15 protein-coding genes, 1 riboswitch and 1 other annotated feature are annotated in these 17,224 nt (G+C 54.2%); of the genes, 12 read left to right on the forward strand and 3 right to left on the reverse strand.

Translation table 11 applies throughout. From position 1 onward, the window contains the following. Positions 1-517: 517 nt before the first annotated feature. Entirely contained in the window at positions 518-2,104 is a 1,587-nt protein-coding gene (gene pckA / locus CWI35_RS14015; RefSeq protein ID WP_119877864.1) for a phosphoenolpyruvate carboxykinase (ATP), read from the reverse strand. Between the two features lie 218 nt (positions 2,105-2,322). Beyond that, positions 2,323-2,437, forward strand: a riboswitch (SAM riboswitch). 129 nt (positions 2,438-2,566) lie between these two features. On the opposite strand from pckA, the gene metK reads away from it, so the two are divergent. Beyond that, entirely contained in the window at positions 2,567-3,778 is a 1,212-nt protein-coding gene (gene metK / locus CWI35_RS14020) for a methionine adenosyltransferase (protein WP_021322704.1), read from the forward strand. Between the two features lie 22 nt (positions 3,779-3,800). Here the strand turns inward: metK and CWI35_RS14025 are convergent, their stop codons facing one another. Continuing rightward, positions 3,801-4,349 carry a gamma carbonic anhydrase gene (locus CWI35_RS14025; protein WP_011232320.1) on the reverse strand — a complete coding sequence of 183 codons (549 nt, stop codon included), beginning with the start codon at positions 4,347-4,349 and terminating at the stop codon, positions 3,801-3,803. A 338-nt stretch (positions 4,350-4,687) separates the two neighbouring features. Here CWI35_RS14025 and CWI35_RS14030 point away from each other — a divergent pair, with 338 nt between their 5' ends. Continuing rightward, a complete protein-coding gene (locus CWI35_RS14030; RefSeq protein WP_014196592.1) occupies positions 4,688-5,797 on the forward strand; it encodes a tetraprenyl-beta-curcumene synthase family protein in 1,110 nt (369 codons plus the stop codon). Positions 5,798-5,844: 47 nt separating this feature from the next. On the opposite strand, the gene CWI35_RS14035 is transcribed toward CWI35_RS14030, so the two are convergent. Next, positions 5,845-6,432: a tRNA 5-(aminomethyl)-2-thiouridylate-methyltransferase MnmM gene (locus CWI35_RS14035; RefSeq protein ID WP_011232318.1), complete on the reverse strand. Its 588-nt coding sequence runs from the start codon at positions 6,430-6,432 to the stop codon at positions 5,845-5,847. Positions 6,433-6,717: 285 nt separating this feature from the next. Between CWI35_RS14035 and CWI35_RS14040 the strand changes: the two genes are divergently transcribed. The 10 genes from CWI35_RS14040 (at position 6,718) to CWI35_RS14085 (ending at position 17,205) form a co-directional block, all read left to right on the forward strand. Continuing rightward, the gene (locus CWI35_RS14040) at positions 6,718-6,981 is read left to right on the forward strand and encodes a YtzC family protein (protein ID WP_011232317.1); all 264 of its coding nucleotides are present in this window, start codon (positions 6,718-6,720) and stop codon (positions 6,979-6,981) included. A gap of 18 nt (positions 6,982-6,999) precedes the next feature. Continuing rightward, a complete protein-coding gene (locus CWI35_RS14045; RefSeq protein ID WP_011232316.1) occupies positions 7,000-7,164 on the forward strand; it encodes a hypothetical protein in 165 nt (54 codons plus the stop codon). A gap of 210 nt (positions 7,165-7,374) precedes the next feature. Next, positions 7,375-8,574 carry an MDR family MFS transporter gene (locus CWI35_RS14050; RefSeq protein WP_119877865.1) on the forward strand — a complete coding sequence of 400 codons (1,200 nt, stop codon included), beginning with the start codon at positions 7,375-7,377 and terminating at the stop codon, positions 8,572-8,574. Between the two features lie 91 nt (positions 8,575-8,665). Further along, positions 8,666-8,887, forward strand: a binding site (T-box leader). 75 nt (positions 8,888-8,962) lie between these two features. Further along, complete coding sequence (gene leuS / locus CWI35_RS14055; RefSeq protein ID WP_011232314.1) at positions 8,963-11,380, forward strand: leucine--tRNA ligase; 2,418 nt, start codon at positions 8,963-8,965, stop codon at positions 11,378-11,380. Between the two features lie 57 nt (positions 11,381-11,437). Further along, on the forward strand, positions 11,438-11,752 hold the full coding sequence (locus CWI35_RS14060) for a rhodanese-like domain-containing protein (protein WP_013144427.1): 315 nt from the start codon (positions 11,438-11,440) through the stop codon (positions 11,750-11,752). Positions 11,753-12,097: 345 nt separating this feature from the next. Then, positions 12,098-13,372: a helix-turn-helix domain-containing protein gene (locus CWI35_RS14070; RefSeq protein ID WP_119877866.1), complete on the forward strand. Its 1,275-nt coding sequence runs from the start codon at positions 12,098-12,100 to the stop codon at positions 13,370-13,372. A 15-nt stretch (positions 13,373-13,387) separates the two neighbouring features. Beyond that, positions 13,388-13,516 carry a hypothetical protein gene (locus tag CWI35_RS18710; protein WP_014196587.1) on the forward strand — a complete coding sequence of 43 codons (129 nt, stop codon included), beginning with the start codon at positions 13,388-13,390 and terminating at the stop codon, positions 13,514-13,516. Positions 13,517-13,991: 475 nt separating this feature from the next. Beyond that, on the forward strand, positions 13,992-15,179 hold the full coding sequence (locus CWI35_RS14075; RefSeq protein WP_119877768.1) for an IS701 family transposase: 1,188 nt from the start codon (positions 13,992-13,994) through the stop codon (positions 15,177-15,179). Between the two features lie 90 nt (positions 15,180-15,269). After that, positions 15,270-16,910 carry a M4 family metallopeptidase gene (locus CWI35_RS14080; RefSeq protein ID WP_063329853.1) on the forward strand — a complete coding sequence of 547 codons (1,641 nt, stop codon included), beginning with the start codon at positions 15,270-15,272 and terminating at the stop codon, positions 16,908-16,910. Between the two features lie 115 nt (positions 16,911-17,025). Next, a complete protein-coding gene (locus tag CWI35_RS14085) occupies positions 17,026-17,205 on the forward strand; it encodes a sporulation protein Cse60 (RefSeq protein ID WP_008880941.1) in 180 nt (59 codons plus the stop codon). Positions 17,206-17,224 lie beyond the last annotated feature (19 nt).

The raw sequence follows: 17,224 nt of genomic DNA on the forward strand, positions 1-17,224 counted from the left end.
AACGGGTTGATTTTCAACAATCTGCTAAAGGTAAATGGATATACTGAAGCAATGGAAGCCTCCCCCTTATTCTGTTTAGAGTATCTTGAAAATCAAAAGGCCTTTAGACAGAGCATATCATGCTGCTGGAGTTTCTATAGGAATTATGCATCTTGATCACTTGTTTAATGATACTAAAAATTGTGATAAGTATATGAATGATTTGCGGAAAACAGTTGGAGAAATAGAAGTAAGAACACAATTCTTGGGGAAACAGGGAGTAAAAACTTTAGAAATAATGCGCAAGTTCATTAATCATCCATCTTTTGATGACATTACGTATTCCTTGCAGAACTCATGGCCATTGCGGCAAATGAAAACACAGAAGCTCATTGCGTTTGCTCGAGTCTGGTTGTTTGAGGCGAATGAAACGGACCGACGTACAGAAATGTCTAACGATTCAGTGTCGGAGACGAAAGCAGAGGAAAGAACAGAAAAACCGGCCGAACAGGATGTTCCCTGTCCGGCCGGGTTCTTGTTACACGAGCGGTCCGCCGAGTTTTTCGATCGTCGGGTCGATATGGGCGAACTTTCGGAAGTTGGCGCGGAACTTTTGCGCCAGCTCTTTTGCTTTTTGTTCGTATGCTTGTTTGTCAGCCCATGTGTTTTGCGGCTGCAGGACGTCATCCGGCACGCCGGGGACGTGGGTTGGGATGGCGAGGCCGAAAATCGGGTCTTGCACCGTTTCGACGTTGTCGAGCTCCCCTTCGACAGCGGCTTGCACCATCGCCCGGGTGTAGGCGAGCTTCATGCGGCTGCCGACGCCGTACGGTCCCCCTGTCCAGCCGGTGTTGACCAAAAAGACGCGGACGTTGTGTTCGGCGATTTTTTGCCCGAGCATTTCCGCGTATTCGACGGCCGGGCGCGGCAAAAACGGTGCGCCAAAGCACGTTGAGAACGTTGCTTCCGGTTCGGTGACGCCGCGTTCGGTGCCGGCGAGTTTGCTTGTGTAGCCGCTTAAGAAATGGTACATCGCCTGTTCGCGCGTCAGCTTGCTGATTGGCGGCAGGACGCCGAACGCATCAGCCGTCAAAAACACGATCGTGGACGGATGGCCGGCGACGCTTGGGTCGACGATGTTTTTGATCGCTTGAAGCGGGTAGGCGGCGCGCGTGTTTTCCGTCAGCGTGCCGTCGTCGTAATTCGGCACCCGCGTCGCGTCGTCGAGGACGACGTTTTCGAGCACCGCGCCGAAGCCGATGGCGTCAAAAATTTGCGGCTCTTTCTCGCGCGATAGGTTGATGCATTTCGCATAGCAGCCGCCTTCGATGTTGAAAATGCCGCGGTTTGACCAGCCGTGCTCATCATCGCCGATCAAGCGGCGGTTCGGGTCGGTCGAGAGCGTCGTTTTTCCCGTTCCCGACAAGCCGAAAAAGAGGGCGACGTCGCCTTCCTGGCCGACGTTGGCCGAGCAGTGCATCGGCAGGATGCCTTGTTCCGGCAGCAAATAGTTCATCACCGAGAAAATCGATTTTTTCATTTCGCCGGCATACTCGGTGCCGCCGATCAACACGGTGCGCCGTTCAAACGAGATGATGATGAACGCTTCCGAGCGCGTGCCGTCAACGGCGGGATCGGCTTTAAAGTTCGGCGCGCAAATGACGGTGAATTGCGGCTCATGCGCGGCGAGCTCTTCGGCGTTCGGCCGGATGAACAGCTGATGGACGAACAAGTTGTGCCAGGCGAATTCGTTGACGACTTGAATCGGCAGCCGGGATTTCGGATCGGCGCCGGCAAAGCCTTTAAACACGAACAGTTCATCTTTCTTCATTAAATAGTCGAGCACTTTGTCGTACAGTTTATCAAACGTCTCCGGAGACATCGGCTGGTTGACCGCGCCCCAGTCGATCGTTTGCTTCGTTGACGGTTCTTCGACGATGTATTTGTCTTTCGGCGACCGCCCTGTGTACTTGCCGGTTGTCACCGCGACGGCTCCGGTGTGCGTCAGCCGTCCTTCGTTCCGTTGCAGGACTTTCTCAACGAGCTCGGCGACGGACAGTTGATGATGCACGTACGGTTTTTGCAGCAATAAATCAAGCTTATTCGTCATGTTTGCGATCCCCATATTCAAAACCTGCCTTCTTTTTGTAATCACTCTTGAAAATAGTATAACACATTTTTATTAATAGTCCATACTAATTGTGTGGGTTTTTCAAACTTTATTTTGCCCAATGTGTTGGTTTCCTTGAGGAAAGAATTTTCGCGGCTGGAAATGATAAAAAATGAATTTTGATAGTTGACTTTGCCGATTCCGTTGCGATAAGATAAGTCATTGAACGGATACTCTTATCCCGAGCCGGTGGAGGGACAGGCCCGATGAAGCCCAGCAACCGTCACAACTGTACATGTGTGAAATGGTGCTAACCTGTGGCAAGGCGCAGTCCTTGAACGATAAGAGTGAAAGGAAGCAATACGATTGCCATGACCTTTCCTCAGCCGTTACAGGAAAGGTTTTTTATATTGCGAAGGGAAAAAGGGAAATGAGTTCCGTGTCGCCACATTATGCCAAGAGGAGGAAACAAACCGAATGTCAGCCAAACGCCGCTTGTTTACTTCAGAGTCTGTGACGGAAGGACATCCGGATAAAATTTGCGACCAAATTTCTGACGCCATTTTGGATGCCATTTTGGAAAAAGATCCGAACGCCCGCGTCGCCTGCGAAACGAGCGTCACGACCGGGCTGGTGCTCGTGAGCGGGGAAATCACGACATCAACATACGTGGACATTCCGCGCATCGTCCGCGATACGATCCGGGAGATCGGCTACACGCGCGCCAAATACGGATTTGACGCTGATACGTGCGCGGTGCTGACGTCGATTGACGAACAATCGCCGGACATTGCGATGGGGGTGGACCGGGCGCTCGAGGCGCGCGAAGGTCAGATGACTGACGAGGAAATTGAAGCGATCGGCGCCGGCGACCAAGGATTGATGTTTGGGTTCGCCTGCAATGAGACGGAAGAATTGATGCCGCTGCCGATTTCGCTTGCGCACCGCTTGGCGCGCCGATTGGCGGAAGTGCGCAAAACGGACGTCTTGCCGTACTTGCGGCCGGACGGGAAAACGCAAGTGACGATCGAATACGATGAAAACGGCAAACCGGTGCGCGTCGATACGATCGTCGTTTCCGCGCAGCACCATCCGGAAATTACGCAAGAGCAAATCCAGCGCGACATTAAAGAGCAGGTCATCAAGCCGGTCGTGCCCGCGGAGCTGCTTGATGAGAACACGAAATATTTCATCAACCCGACAGGACGGTTTGTCATCGGCGGTCCGCAAGGGGATGCTGGGTTGACGGGGCGCAAAATCATCGTCGATACGTACGGCGGCTACGCCCGCCACGGCGGTGGCGCGTTCTCGGGCAAAGATCCGACGAAAGTCGACCGCTCGGCGGCGTATGCGGCCCGCTATGTCGCGAAAAACATCGTCGCGGCAGGACTGGCCGACAAATGCGAAGTGCAGCTTGCCTACGCGATCGGCGTCGCCCGCCCAGTTTCGATTTCGATCGATACGTTCGGCACCGGCAAAGTGTCGGAAGACATTTTGATTGAAGTCGTGCGCAACAACTTCGATCTCCGCCCGGCGGGCATCATCAAAATGCTCGACCTTCGCCGCCCGATTTACAAACAGACGGCTGCTTACGGCCATTTTGGGCGTACGGACATCGACCTGCCGTGGGAGCGCACCGACAAAGCCGCCTTGTTGAAAGAACAAGCGCTGGCGTTGGCGGACAAGTGATGAAAGAAAAAGAGCTGCCTGATCACGGCAGCTCTTTTTTGTCGGCGCACGATGTCCGCTGTTGCTGCAGCGCTTTGTAATACTGCCCTTTCTCGACATATTCGCGGCGGATGCGCTCCATTTCGCGGATATCGTCTTCCGTCAGTTCGCGGACGACTTTCGCCGGCCGGCCGAGGGCGAGCGTGTTGGGCGGAATTTTTTTGCCCGGCGGCACTAAACTGCCGGCGCCGATAAACGCGCCTTCCCCGATTTCCGCGCGGTCCAAAATGATTGAGCCCATGCCGATGAGCGCGTTTTTGCGAACGATGGCGCTGTGCAAAATGACTTGATGGCCGACCGTCACCCCGTCCTCAATGATAAGCGGATTGTTTGGACTTTGATGCAAAATTGAGTTATCTTGAATATTGACCCGGTTGCCAATCACCGTTGGCGCCACATCGCCGCGAATGACGGTATTGAACCAAATGCTTGTCTCTTCGCCGATCACGACATCGCCGGTGATCGTCACATAGTCGGCGATAAAGGCGGAGGCGGCAATTTGCGGCGTTTTGCCTTTGTATGGGTAAATCATGGGCGTTCGTTCCTTTCTGTTGCAAAATCGATCGTTCACCATGTATTGTACAACGCTGCGTCCAAATCGCCAACGAAAGCGAGCGCGCCTAATCGGGATTGGTGAAAAACGTTTCGTTTCGCCCGATGAGTGGTTGGGATCGGGGAAGAAGATCCGATTTCACAAAGCTTCTCAACGTGAGAAGAACCGTTGTTGAGCGGCTTTTTCACTCCGTCGCCAACCCTTTTATGGTTTGCCCCGGCCGCATTGATGGCAATACTGGAAGACGAGATCGCAAGCTGTTCAGACGCGAAACGATTTTGGTTGCCGATAAGATGGAAATGCTAGGAGACGAGACCATGGTGTTTGCACCTGAGGTGAGCCGATTGAACATTCCGAAAAACCCCATCGCCTTGATGAAAATGGTGTATCGTGACGTGCTTCCGCTTGTCCACCGCGAGCTTGCCTATTGGCGGCGCCAAGCCGAGCGCATTCCCGACCCGGAATTGCGGCGCCAGGCGCTCGCGAGCATCGCTTCGAAAACGTTCCATTGCGAAGGCGGCTCCATTTTGGCGCTCTTGGCCGGAGAAAACATGGAGGATTGCATCCGCTTTATCGTTGCTTACCAGACGATCAGCGATTATTTGGATAATTTGTGCGACCGCAGCACCTCGCTCGATCCGCTCGACTTTCGCGCCTTGCACGATTCGATGCCGGACGCTTTGACGATCGGAGCAGAGCCGTCGAACTATTACCGCCATCGCCGCGAACAGGAAGACGGCGGCTATTTGCCGGCGCTTGTCCGCACGTGCCAAGAGGTGCTCGAGACGGTGCGCCATTATGAGACGATCGCCCCATTTTTGCATGAATTGGCCGGATATTATTGCGACTTGCAAGTGCATAAACATGTTGAAGCGAGCGAGCGGGTGCCGCGGCTGGAGAAATGGTTCGCGCAATACAAAGACGCCTTGCCGCCGATGGAGTGGTATGAGTTTTCCGCCTGCTCCGGTTCGACGCTCGGCATTTTCTGCCTCGTCGCCTATGCGTTTGGCGAATCGCTGCCGCCGGAGATGGCGAGACAAGTGCGCGACGGTTATTTTCCGTACATTCAAGGACTGCACATTTTGCTCGACTATTTGATCGATCAGGAGGAAGACCGGGACGGCGGCGATTTAAACTTTTGCTTTTACTATCCGAATGAAACGGTGATGCTTGAGCGGCTTTGCCATTTCATCGAAGAGGCCGACCGCCATGTCGGCGCCCTTCCGCACGGCGAGTTTCACCGCCTTATTCACCGAGGGCTTCTTGGGTTGTATTTGTCGGATGCCAAGGTGAAAAAGCAGCGCGGGCTGCGCCGGCTGGCGCGCCGGCTCGTCCGCGCCGGCGGGGCGGCGTCGCAGTTTTTCTATTGGAACGGAAAAGCATACCGCTTTTGGCAGGAGCGGCAAAAACGGCTGTCCTTTTCATAAGGGCGGCCGTTTGCTTGTATTGGCAAAAGGGGCGGGATCCGATTGATTCAGGCGCCCTTATCCGCCCGGGTTTCGAGCGCGAGCAAAAACGGCGGGTTGTTTTGCCGATTGATGAATTCGTATTTCAAGGCATGGACGCGCCGTTGATCAAGAGAGCGGACGTAATCAAGGAGCGCGTCGCGTTCGCGCTTTCCTTCCGGATGGCCGTGGTAGACGACAAGAACGATGACGCCGCCCGGCTTCATGACGGAAAGCAACTGGCGGACCGCTTCGATCGTCGATTCCGGCTGGGTGACGATTTGCTTATTGCCGCCCGGCAAATAACCGAGGTTGAACACCGCGCCGGCGATGCGCCCGTGTACATCGGCGGGAAGCGCCTCAAGCAGTTCACTATGGCTTCGCTCGAACAACGTCGCCCGCCCGCATAGCCCATGTTTCGCGAGGCGGGCGGAAGCGGCGGTGATGGCCTCAGACTGAATGTCAAAGCCGAACACATGGCCGAAATCCCCGACGCGTTGGGCCAAATACACGGTGTCGTGCCCGTTGCCGACGGTCGCGTCGACGGCGATGTCGCCTTCGTTGACTGCTTGATCAAGCAAAAAGCGGGCAAACGGCAAAATGTTCATCAAAGCCATCGGTTGGCCCCTCCTTGTGATCGTTTCATCGTTTACGTTGGCAGGCGTGGCGTTGCGCCAAAGTGTCGGATGCCATCGCTTTTCCCCTAAACTTTCCATCCTCTGCGCCGGCGTGACAGAAAACCTTGAGCTGACCGACATTGATCGAGCTGAACGAAGATCCTCACGTCGGCATTGTAACAAAAACTTCATGGAAAATCGACCGCTGCCAATCATTGGCGTGATACGGCCGGCCTATGCGGCGCATAGTAAACATGAGGGAATATCACGAAACGAGGTGAGCGCATGGCGACAAGACAATCCGTTGAGGAATTTTTGCAGCGGTGTGAAGATGTGATCCGCTACGCGAAAGAGCAATATACGGAAGCGCAAAAGCAGGAGCATTACAACATCACCGAATACACCAACGCCCAGCAGATGCTCGAGCAGACGGTCATCGATTTAGCGCACTTGGCGCGAAGCTGCAACGCCCAGCAGCGCGAGCAGCTGCATCGGATGCGGCTCCAACTGGAGCAATTGCAAAACGACATGATTTTGCTTGACCGCTGAAACGAGGAGGAACACAACATGAAGCGACGCTTGAAACAAACGAATCCGGAACAAAAAACACGCAACGGCCAAAACAATAACGATCTTGAGCTTGGTCAAGACTTTGACCCGGTGAAGCTGGCGAAAAAGCAATACGAGGAAACGGGCGGCCAACCGATCCGCTCCAAGCAGCGGAACGGGTGACGACAAGCCAAAGGGGCGGAAGCCGCTCCAACTTGTTCTTCTTTTCGCGCAGGAGCCCCGCTTCAAAAGCCATTGTTTCCGTGGGGAGTTAGTTTGGCAAAAAAGTGGCGGACGCATCGGAACGCTCCGCCTTTTTGATTGCATTTTTTCCTGTTTTCCCCTACAATTATTTCGGAACTCAAAATAAAAGCCAGAAAAGGATGATGACCGATGCCCCGCGCTCTTTGGTGGCTGCTTGTCGGCATGGCGCTCAATGTGACAGGGGCGTCGTTTCTATGGCCGCTAAACACGATCTATTTGCACGAACAGCTCGGCCAGCCGCTCGCTGTCGCTGGTGTCGTGCTCATGCTCAACTCTGGGGGAAGCGTCATCGGCAGCTTGGCCGGCGGCTTTTTGTTTGACCGGATCGGCGGGTTTCGCGTTTTGTTGGCCGGAGCGATGTTGACGATAGCCGCGCTCGGCGGCTTAAGCGTTTGGCACGGTTGGCCGCATTATGCGGTGTTTTTGGCGTTTGTCGGCGTTGGCAGCGGCGTCGTCTTTCCGGCCGCGTCGGCGTACGCCGGGGCGATTTGGCCGGAAGGGGGGCGGCGGGCGTTCAACGCCTTGTATGTCGCGCAAAACATCGGCGTCGCCGTCGGGTCGGCGCTTGGCGGGCTTGTCGCTTCATATTCGTTCTCGCTCGTTTTTTTCGCCAATCTTTTGTTGTATGCCGCGTTTTTGTTTACGGTTGTGGCCGGGCTGCGCCGCGTTCCGCTCTTGCCGCCGCCGAGAAAGAAACGATCCGGAGAAGCGGAAAGAGCGCCATCCCGCTCCGCGGGCTGGGCGTTTGCCCTCCTTTGCGCCGGCTATGGACTGTGTTGGTTGAGCTATGTCCAATGGTCGACGACGATCGCCGCCTATACACGCGAGCTCGGGATACCAGTCGGGCAGTACAGCTTGCTTTGGACGATCAACGGAGCGTTGATCGTCTTGGCCCAGCCGCTGTTGTCAGCGGTCATCCGCCGCTTCATGCCGACGTTGAAGCGGCAAATCGTGATCGGTTTTTTTATTTTCGCCGTTTCGTTTGCCATGCTGTTGGGGGCGCATTCGTTTGCAGAGTTTGCCGCGTCCATGATTGTGCTCACGATCGCCGAGATGATCGTCTGGCCGGCGATTCCGGCCGCGGTGAACGAATGGGCGCCCCCGGGGAAAGCCGGGTTTTACCAAGGAATCGTCAACGGGACGGCCACGGCCGGACGGATGATCGGACCGGTCATCGGCGGCTCGGTCGCCGATCTGTTTGGAATGAAACTGCTCATCATGATGTTAGCATTGTTTGCCTTATTGGCGGTGCTGGCCGCGCTTTTGCATGATCGTCGGCTCCCGAAGCGGACGGAGAACGCGGATGAAAAAACCGCGGCTTCCGTATAGATTTCGGCTTGCAATTGATCGACAAATTTTTTAAAATAATAATAAATTTGTCATTCTGTCCACTCATCGGTCGATTCATGTGCGAATAAGGCGAATAACGGTGAAGAGGAGCAGTAGCGGGCCCGACGGACGGCAGAGAGTTGACGGATGGTGCGAGTCAACCGAAGTCGGCTCGTGAACTCGCCTCGGAGTTGCCGGCGTGAACGGTCATCGACAGCGCCGGCCGTCCATCCGCGTTAAGGAAGAAAGCGGGTGCGCCGTTTGGCGCGCCAAAAAGGGTGGTACCGCGGGAAGCGCGCCTCTCGTCCCTTTGCTGTGGGGATGGGGGGTTTTTTTGTACATATTTTCGTCAATGATGCAAGTAGAACTTGATAGGAGGAGTGCTGCGATGAGCTTCAACCACCGCGAAATTGAACAAAAATGGCAGGACTATTGGGAGAAAAACAAAACGTTCCGCACGCCCGATGATGATGACAAGCCGAAGTTTTACGTTCTCGACATGTTCCCGTATCCATCCGGCGCCGGCTTGCACGTCGGCCATCCAGAAGGATATACGGCGACCGATATTTTGGCGCGCATGAAGCGGATGCAAGGGTACAACGTCCTTCACCCGATGGGCTGGGACGCGTTCGGGCTGCCGGCCGAGCAATATGCGCTCGATACCGGCAACGACCCGGCGGAGTTTACGCAAAAAAACATCGACAATTTCCGCCGGCAAATCAAATCGCTTGGCTTTTCGTACGACTGGGACCGGGAGATCAATACGACCGACCCGAACTATTACAAATGGACGCAATGGATTTTCTTGAAGCTGTATGAAAAAGGGCTCGCCTACATGGATGAAGTGCCGGTCAACTGGTGTCCGGCGCTCGGCACGGTGCTGGCGAACGAAGAGGTGATCAACGGCCGGAGCGAGCGCGGCGGGCATCCGGTCATCCGCAAGCCGATGCGGCAATGGATGCTGAAAATCACCGCCTATGCCGACCGCTTGCTTGAAGATTTGGAAGAGCTCGACTGGCCGGAAAGCATTAAAGAGATGCAGCGCAACTGGATTGGCCGTTCGGAAGGAGCGGAAATCGAGTTTGCCGTCCACGGCCATGACGAAACATTCACCGTGTTCACGACGCGTCCGGATACGCTGTTTGGCGCGACGTACACCGTCTTGGCGCCGGAGCATCCGCTCGTTGAAAAAATCACGACGCCGGAGCAAAAGCCAGCCGTTGACGCCTACTTAAAGGAAATTCAAAGCAAAAGCGACCTTGAGCGCACCGATTTGGCGAAAGAAAAAACGGGCGTGTTCACCGGCGCGTACGCCATTCACCCGGTTACCGGCGATCGGCTTCCGATTTGGATCGCTGACTACGTCTTGATGAGCTACGGCACCGGAGCGATCATGGCCGTGCCGGCGCACGATGAGCGCGACTACGAGTTTGCGAAAAAATTCCACTTGCCGATGAAAGAAGTCGTCGCCGGCGGCGATATCGAAAAAGAACCGTACACCGGAGATGGCGAGCATATCAACTCCGAGTTTTTGAACGGGTTGAACAAGCAGGAAGCGATCGACAAAATGATCGCCTGGCTTGAGGAGCACGGCAAAGGGCGGAAAAAAGTGTCGTACCGGCTGCGCGACTGGCTGTTCAGCCGCCAGCGCTACTGGGGCGAGCCGATTCCGATCATCCATTGGGAAGACGGCACGATGACGCCGGTGCCGGAAGAGGAATTGCCGCTTGTGTTGCCGAAAACGGATGAAATCCGTCCGTCGGGAACGGGCGAGTCGCCGCTGGCCAACATCGAAGAATGGGTCAATGTTGTCGACCCGAAAACCGGGAAAAAAGGGCGGCGCGAAACGAACACGATGCCGCAATGGGCTGGAAGCTGCTGGTATTATTTGCGCTACATCGACCCGCACAACGACAAGCAGCTCGCCGATCCGGAAAAGCTGAAAAAGTGGCTGCCGGTCGATGTCTACATCGGCGGGGCGGAGCACGCGGTCCTGCATTTGCTTTATGCCCGCTTCTGGCATAAGTTTCTTTATGACCTTGGCATCGTGCCGACGAAAGAACCGTTCCAAAAGCTGTTCAACCAAGGGATGATTTTAGGCGAAAACAACGAAAAAATGAGCAAATCAAAAGGCAATGTCGTCAACCCGGACGACATCATCGAAAGCCATGGGGCCGACACCTTGCGGCTGTATGAAATGTTCATGGGGCCGCTTGAGGCGTCGATCGCTTGGTCGACGAAAGGGCTTGACGGGGCGCGGCGCTTCCTCGACCGCGTCTGGAGGCTCTTTGTCACCGAGAATGGCGAACTGAACCCGAACATTGTCGACGAACCGGCAAACGATACGCTCGAGCGCATCTATCACCAAACGGTGAAAAAAGTGACGGAAGACTACGAATCCTTGCGCTTTAACACCGCCATTTCGCAGCTTATGGTGTTCATCAACGAAGCGTACAAAGCGGAGCAAATGAAAAAAGAATACATGGAAGGCTTCGTCAAGCTCTTGTCGCCGGTCTGCCCGCACATCGGCGAGGAGCTGTGGCAAAAGCTTGGCCACACGGACACGATCGCCTATGAACCGTGGCCGACGTATGATGAAACGAAGCTTGTGGAAGACGTCGTGGAAATCGTCGTGCAAATCAACGGCAAAGTGCGGTCGCGCTTGCACGTGCCAGTTGACTTGCCAAAAGAAGCGCTCGAGGAGCGGGCGCTCGCCGATGAAAAAATCAAAGAGCAGCTTGAGGGCAAAACCGTGCGCAAAGTGATCGCCGTCCCCGGCAAGCTCGTCAATATCGTCGCCAACTGATGATGAGGGCGGGCTTCGGCCCGCTCCTGATCCACCAACGAAAGGGGTCGATCTGCCATGGAAGAGATCAAGGAAATCACGCCGGCTGAAGTGAAAGAAAAACTCGAACGCGGGGAAAAGCTGAACATTGTCGATGTGCGCGAAGACGAGGAAGTCGCCCTCGGCATGATCCCCGGCGCCAAACATATTAAAATGGGCGACATCCCCGATCGGCTTGAGGAATTCGACCGCAACGAAGAATATATTTTCGTCTGCCGCTCCGGACGGCGGAGCGAAAACGTCTGCCGCTACTTGCAAGAGCTTGGCTATCGCGTCCGCAACATGACGGGCGGCATGCTCGAGTGGGAAGGCGAAACAGTGCCGAAGCGATAAGCGCTTCCGGCTCAAAGAACAGGGCATGGCGGCGGGCCGTCATCCAAGTGATCCCGTTTTTGTCGAGACCAAAACGACGGAACGTGTCAGCGGATGGGAAATGGATCCATCCGAACGGCCCCGTTCAGTCAAGAGGCAGAGGAATGGCTGGCTGCCGCGGGCCTTTTCATGCGTCGGCGGCTTGCGCTTCCCCGGTCCGCTTGCGGGGTAGGAGCGAAAAAGCGTCCCAGCTTTTTGGGGCGCTTTTTCCATTTTGTTTTAGTACCAAAGTGTGATGCAAGAAAAAAAAGGAAAGGATATAATTTTCGGTAAAATCAGACACTTGTTCGAAGGAGGAGCTCTCTGTTGAAACTCGGCGACCGCTTGAAATTCGCCCGCTTGATGAAAGGCCTGACCCAAGAAGAAACGGCTGAAGGCATTATTTCGGTTTCTTATTTATCGAAAATTGAGAATAACCAAGTCATCCCGAGCCAAGAGGTGCTCGAATGGCTGTTTCGGCGGCTGGACATCCGGCCGGGTGGAAACGAAACAATGCCTTCATGGTTCGAATGGGTGATGTCGTGGTATAAGGCGATGACCAACCGTGATGTGCCTGCCGCGCGGGAACTGTATGAAACGGTCAAAGAACGATGCGAGCAGTCTGGGGATGCCGAAGCCATGATTTATTTTCAGCTGATGCGAATCCGGTATTGGCTGCTTCTTGGCGACAAAAAGGGGGCGGAAACGGCGGCGCAAAGCGTGCGGGACTGGTATGGGTCGTTGAGTGATGACATGCGCTATTATTATTGGAAGTTTTTTGGGCTTTTATATTATTGTCAAGAAAAATATGACGACGCCTTGCATTGTTATCAAAAGGCAGAAGAGTTGTTGAAGGGGGAATGGAAAACGAGCGGGGAGGAGGCCGATTTGGCTTACTTGTCGGCGCTTGCATGCAGCCGTCTGTGGAAATGGTTTCAATGCCTTCATTACGCCGAGCGCGCGCTGGCGCTCAGCCAGGCGGAATACGACTTGCGGCGGAGCGCCGAATGCCATGTGCTGCTGGCGATTTGCTACCGGCGCTGCGGGGAGATCGACAAAGCGGTCGACCATTGTCTGCTGGCCCAAAAGGCGGCGAGGATGGTGGATGATCGACGGCTTCTTGGGATTGTGGAACACAATCTCGGCCACTTGAAAGGAATGAAACGTCAATACCGCGAGGCGGTGCAACATTACGAGAACAGTTTGATCTATAAAGAGGACGCCCCGCTGGATGCTCGGCTCATCACGCTTTTGTCGCTCGTGCGCGTGCATTGCGATGCCAAGCATTATCGCAAAGCGTCGATGGCTGTCGAGGAAGGGTGGAAACAGCTCGAACAAGCCCCTAACGGCGCGTCCGAGCATTATGAGTATTATTTGCATTTTTCCATTTACCGGCTGCTTTTGAGTGCAGACGATGAACGGTTAGAGCGGCTGCTCAAACAGGAGGCGATTCCCTATTTCCAAAAAAAGAAGGAGTATGACGACGCGTCATTGTATGCCGAATATTTGGCGGATTGTTATATGCGGAGGCGCCAATACAAGCAGGCGGCCCAATATTATCAATTAAGTTGCGCTCTCTTGCGGGCGCAAACAGGCGTTTGAAAGGAGGTGAAGCTCGTGAAAAAGCGGGTCGTTGTGATCATCGTTCTCGCCGTCCTTGGCCTCGCTTCAGCCTTTGGTCAAGGCATCGGGGTGAAAGAAGCGGCTAAAGATGAGCATCCGCCGCCGACGGTGATCGCCCGATAAAAGAAGCGGCTGGATTGGCGCTTTGCCTGTCTGTGTTGATCTTCTTCGAACCGATCCGTCTCCTGTTTTCGCCATGGGGCGAAAGCGGGGGATGAGTCGGTTTTTTGTTTTGTCCGTCAAAGCACGTTCTGTGGAAATCCGTCGGCTCAAGCGAAAAAGATCAATCGTTTTTTCCGCTTGGCAGCTTCGCTGTCGGTCGTGTTTCACTTTGGCCGTTTTGTCGCAGGCGGAAAGCCGCAAAGAGGGAAAAACGGAAAATAGGCTGCCGGATCAGGCCGCATGTCACCCGATCATTTTCCCAATACCCAATCAAAATATATTGTAATAAAATTTTTATTAGAATAAATAATTAGAAAACTGTAGATGAGCAAATTCACTGACATAAATTGACAACTAAACAAAAAAGGAGACATGAACCCGATTCCTTGGTTAGAATAGATGTACCACCAACTATCCACAAGGAGGTTCATGTCTCATGAATAGATTAGCACATCACCAAGGAATCCACAAGTTTTTCTTCACGCTGGGGTTGACGCTGCAGCTTTCCAAATCGGTCATCAAGCATCTCATTCATATTGTCGATGCCTTGACCACCAAGGGATTCTCGGGAACATTGACTGATATTCATTACTGGAGCTTTCATCCGAATCATCGAACGACGCTCAGTCACTTTTTCACGAAAAGCCCTTGGAACGAGGAAAGGCTGCTTGGGAAGCTTCAAGAGTGGATCCTTTCCCAGGTCGAACGACTGGCCAAACGGAAGAATCAACCCCTTTTTGTTTCGATTGATGATACGATTTGCCAAAAAACGAAGCCTTCGTCACGGGCTGCGCACGCCATTCAAGGGTGCGACTGGCACTACTCGCATAAAGATCATCAATCGGTCTGGGGGCATTCGCTCGTTTGGCTGATGGTGCACACCTTCACGCAGGCGTTCCCATTTGCGTTCCGCCTGTATGACAAGAAAGCGGGAAAAAGCAAGATCGACCTGGCGATCGAGATGCTTTCCTCGCTCAAGGTGAAGCGGGCTCAGCCGGTGTATGTGCTCATGGATTCGTGGTATCCGTCCAAAAAGCTCATTGAAGCCTGCTTGAAACAGGGATTCCATGTCATCGCGATGCTCAAGACGAACCGGATTCTCTACCCGAAAGGCATCGCCATCCAAGCCAAGCAGTTCGCCCGCTATATCGAGTCCAAAGACACCCGCCTCGTCACGGTGGGGCAGGAGCGTTATCGCGTGTATCGCTATGAGGGGGCCATCCATGGCCTCGATGACGCGGTGGTGCTGCTGGCTTGGAAGGCGGATCAGCCGATGGCGCCGGAACATCTTCATTGCATCTTGAGCACCGACCGGGAACTCGGGGACGAAGACATCTTGCGTTACTACGCCCAGCGCTGGACGATCGAGTGCTTTTTCCGGCAGGCGAAAGATCAACTGAAGCTGGATGGATACCGCGTTCGCCACATTCGGGCGGTGAAACGGTATTGGGCGGTGGTGCTGTTGGCCTGCGTGTACAGCATCGCCGAATCCCGACAAAACCTCTCCACCGGGCTGGAGCTTCTTCGGTCGCGGAAAGACCACAGCGTCGTCGAGTTCATTTATGACGCTGCAAAGCAAGATATTCCCATTGATGTGATCAAAAAACAGCTCCGTATCGCGTAAGGGGTACCCTGTTTGTCTCTCTAACCATGGAAATTATTGTAATGAAAAATGCTCATCTACAGTAGAAAATATAAGAAAGGGGTAAAGGGAATGAACAAACGGGCGATGCTTGGCGCGATTGGGTTGGCGTTTGGATTGATGGCTTGGCCGCTCGGTGCTTCAGCGAAGGAAAGATCAATGGTGTGGAACGAACAGTGGAAGACGCCATCGTTCGTTTCTGGTCCGCTGTTAAAAGGCGAGGATGCTCCGGAAGAATTGGTTTACCGTTATCTTGATCAAGAGAAGAATACGTTCCAGCTTGGTGGACAAGCCCGCGAACGGCTGAGCTTGATTGGCAAACAAACGGATGAACTCGGCCATACGGTCATGCGTTTTGAACAGCGCTATCACGGCATCCCCGTGTATGGCGCCGTGCTCGTTGCCCATGTCAACGATGGCGAATTGTCCTCTTTGTCGGGTACGCTCATTCCGAATTTGGACAAACGAACGTTGAAAACAGAAGCCGCTATTTCCGTTCAACAAGCGGAAATGATCGCGAAACAAGATGTGGCTGATGCGGTGACGAAAGAACGGCCGGCGGCCGAAGAGGGAAAACCAACGCGGCTTGTCATCTATCCGGATGGGGAGACCCCGCGCCTCGCCTATGAAGTCAATGTCCGCTTTTTAACCCCTGTCCCAGGCAACTGGATCTACATGATCGATGCCGCGGACGGAAAAGTGTTGAACAAATGGAACCAAATGGACGAGGCGAAGCCGGGCGGCGGGCAGCCGGTCGCCGGCGCGTCGACGGTCGGCGTGGGCCGGGGTGTGTTGGGGGATCAGAAATATATCAATACGACGTATTCCTCGTATTACGGCTACTACTATTTGCAAGACAATACGCGCGGCAGCGGCATTTTTACGTATGACGGACGAAACCGCACCGTTTTGCCCGGCAGCTTATGGGCCGATGTCGACAACCAATTTTTCGCCAGCTATGACGCGGCGGCCGTGGACGCCCATTATTACGCCGGCGTCGTGTATGATTACTACAAAAATGTGCACGGCCGGCTGAGCTATGACGGCAGAAACGCCGCCATCCGTTCGACCGTCCATTATGGCCGTGGCTACAACAACGCGTTTTGGAACGGTTCGCAAATGGTGTACGGCGATGGCGACGGACAGACGTTTTTGCCGTTTTCCGGCGGCATTGACGTCGTGGGGCATGAGCTGACCCATGCGGTGACGGATTATACGGCCGGGCTTGTTTACCAAAACGAATCCGGCGCCATCAATGAAGCGATGTCCGATATTTTCGGCACGCTCGTGGAGTTCTACGCCAACCGCAACCCGGACTGGGAGATCGGCGAAGACATTTACACGCCTGGGATCGCCGGCGACGCGCTTCGCTCCATGTCGGATCCGGCGAAATACGGCGATCCGGATCATTATTCCAAACGGTACACCGGCACACAAGACAATGGAGGAGTCCATACAAACAGCGGCATCATCAATAAAGCGGCGTACTTGCTCAGCCAAGGCGGCGTCCATTACGGCGTGAGCGTCACCGGCATTGGCCGCGACAAAATGGGGAAAATTTTCTACCGGGCGCTTGTCTACTATTTGACGCCGACGTCGAACTTCAGCCAGCTGCGCGCCGCCTGCGTGCAAGCGGCCGCTGATTTGTACGGGTCGACAAGCCAAGAAGTCAACTCGGTGAAACAGGCGTTCAATGCGGTTGGAGTGTATTAAGACGAATGAAGTTTCTGACGTCACGCGTCCCGCTGTTCGAGGGCGCGTGACGCCTTTTGTGGGCAGGATTTTCCCTAAATGCGTGGAAAAGGAAAAAGAAAACGGGGGAATGGCGATGTACAAAGTGAAAGTGTTTGATAAAGAGCATGAAAAAGATTTGGAAGCGGCGGTCAATGATTTTTTAGCCCGATTGAAAGACGGACAGTTGATCGATGTCAAGTACAGTGTGGCGGCGATGGAATCGGAAGGCGAGCAAATCTACTGTTTTTCCGCCATGGTCATTTACCGGACTTGACACTTCACACGGCTCCAGA

Origin of the sequence: [Bacillus] caldolyticus, from assembly GCF_003595605.1 — a bacterium.
GTDB lineage: Bacteria > Bacillota > Bacilli > Bacillales > Anoxybacillaceae > Geobacillus > Geobacillus thermoleovorans.

Bases quoted from the DNA above. Each gene is read 5' to 3' on its own strand.
- CWI35_RS14050 (WP_119877865.1), top strand. From the start codon at position 7,375: ATGCCCCGCGCTCTTTGGTGGCTGCTTGTCGGCATGGCGCTCAATGTG.
- metK (WP_021322704.1), top strand. From the start codon at position 2,567: ATGTCAGCCAAACGCCGCTTGTTTACTTCAGAGTCTGTGACGGAAGGA.
- CWI35_RS14030 (WP_014196592.1), top strand. From the start codon at position 4,688: ATGGTGTTTGCACCTGAGGTGAGCCGATTGAACATTCCGAAAAACCCC.
- CWI35_RS14045 (WP_011232316.1), top strand. From the start codon at position 7,000: ATGAAGCGACGCTTGAAACAAACGAATCCGGAACAAAAAACACGCAAC.
- CWI35_RS14080 (WP_063329853.1), top strand. From the start codon at position 15,270: ATGAACAAACGGGCGATGCTTGGCGCGATTGGGTTGGCGTTTGGATTG.
- CWI35_RS14035 (WP_011232318.1), bottom strand. From the start codon at position 6,432: ATGGCTTTGATGAACATTTTGCCGTTTGCCCGCTTTTTGCTTGATCAA.
- CWI35_RS14040 (WP_011232317.1), top strand. From the start codon at position 6,718: ATGGCGACAAGACAATCCGTTGAGGAATTTTTGCAGCGGTGTGAAGAT.
- leuS (WP_011232314.1), top strand. From the start codon at position 8,963: ATGAGCTTCAACCACCGCGAAATTGAACAAAAATGGCAGGACTATTGG.
- CWI35_RS14085 (WP_008880941.1), top strand. From the start codon at position 17,026: ATGTACAAAGTGAAAGTGTTTGATAAAGAGCATGAAAAAGATTTGGAA.
- pckA (WP_119877864.1), bottom strand. From the start codon at position 2,104: ATGGGGATCGCAAACATGACGAATAAGCTTGATTTATTGCTGCAAAAA.
- CWI35_RS14025 (WP_011232320.1), bottom strand. From the start codon at position 4,349: ATGATTTACCCATACAAAGGCAAAACGCCGCAAATTGCCGCCTCCGCC.
- CWI35_RS14060 (WP_013144427.1), top strand. From the start codon at position 11,438: ATGGAAGAGATCAAGGAAATCACGCCGGCTGAAGTGAAAGAAAAACTC.
- CWI35_RS14075 (WP_119877768.1), top strand. From the start codon at position 13,992: ATGAATAGATTAGCACATCACCAAGGAATCCACAAGTTTTTCTTCACG.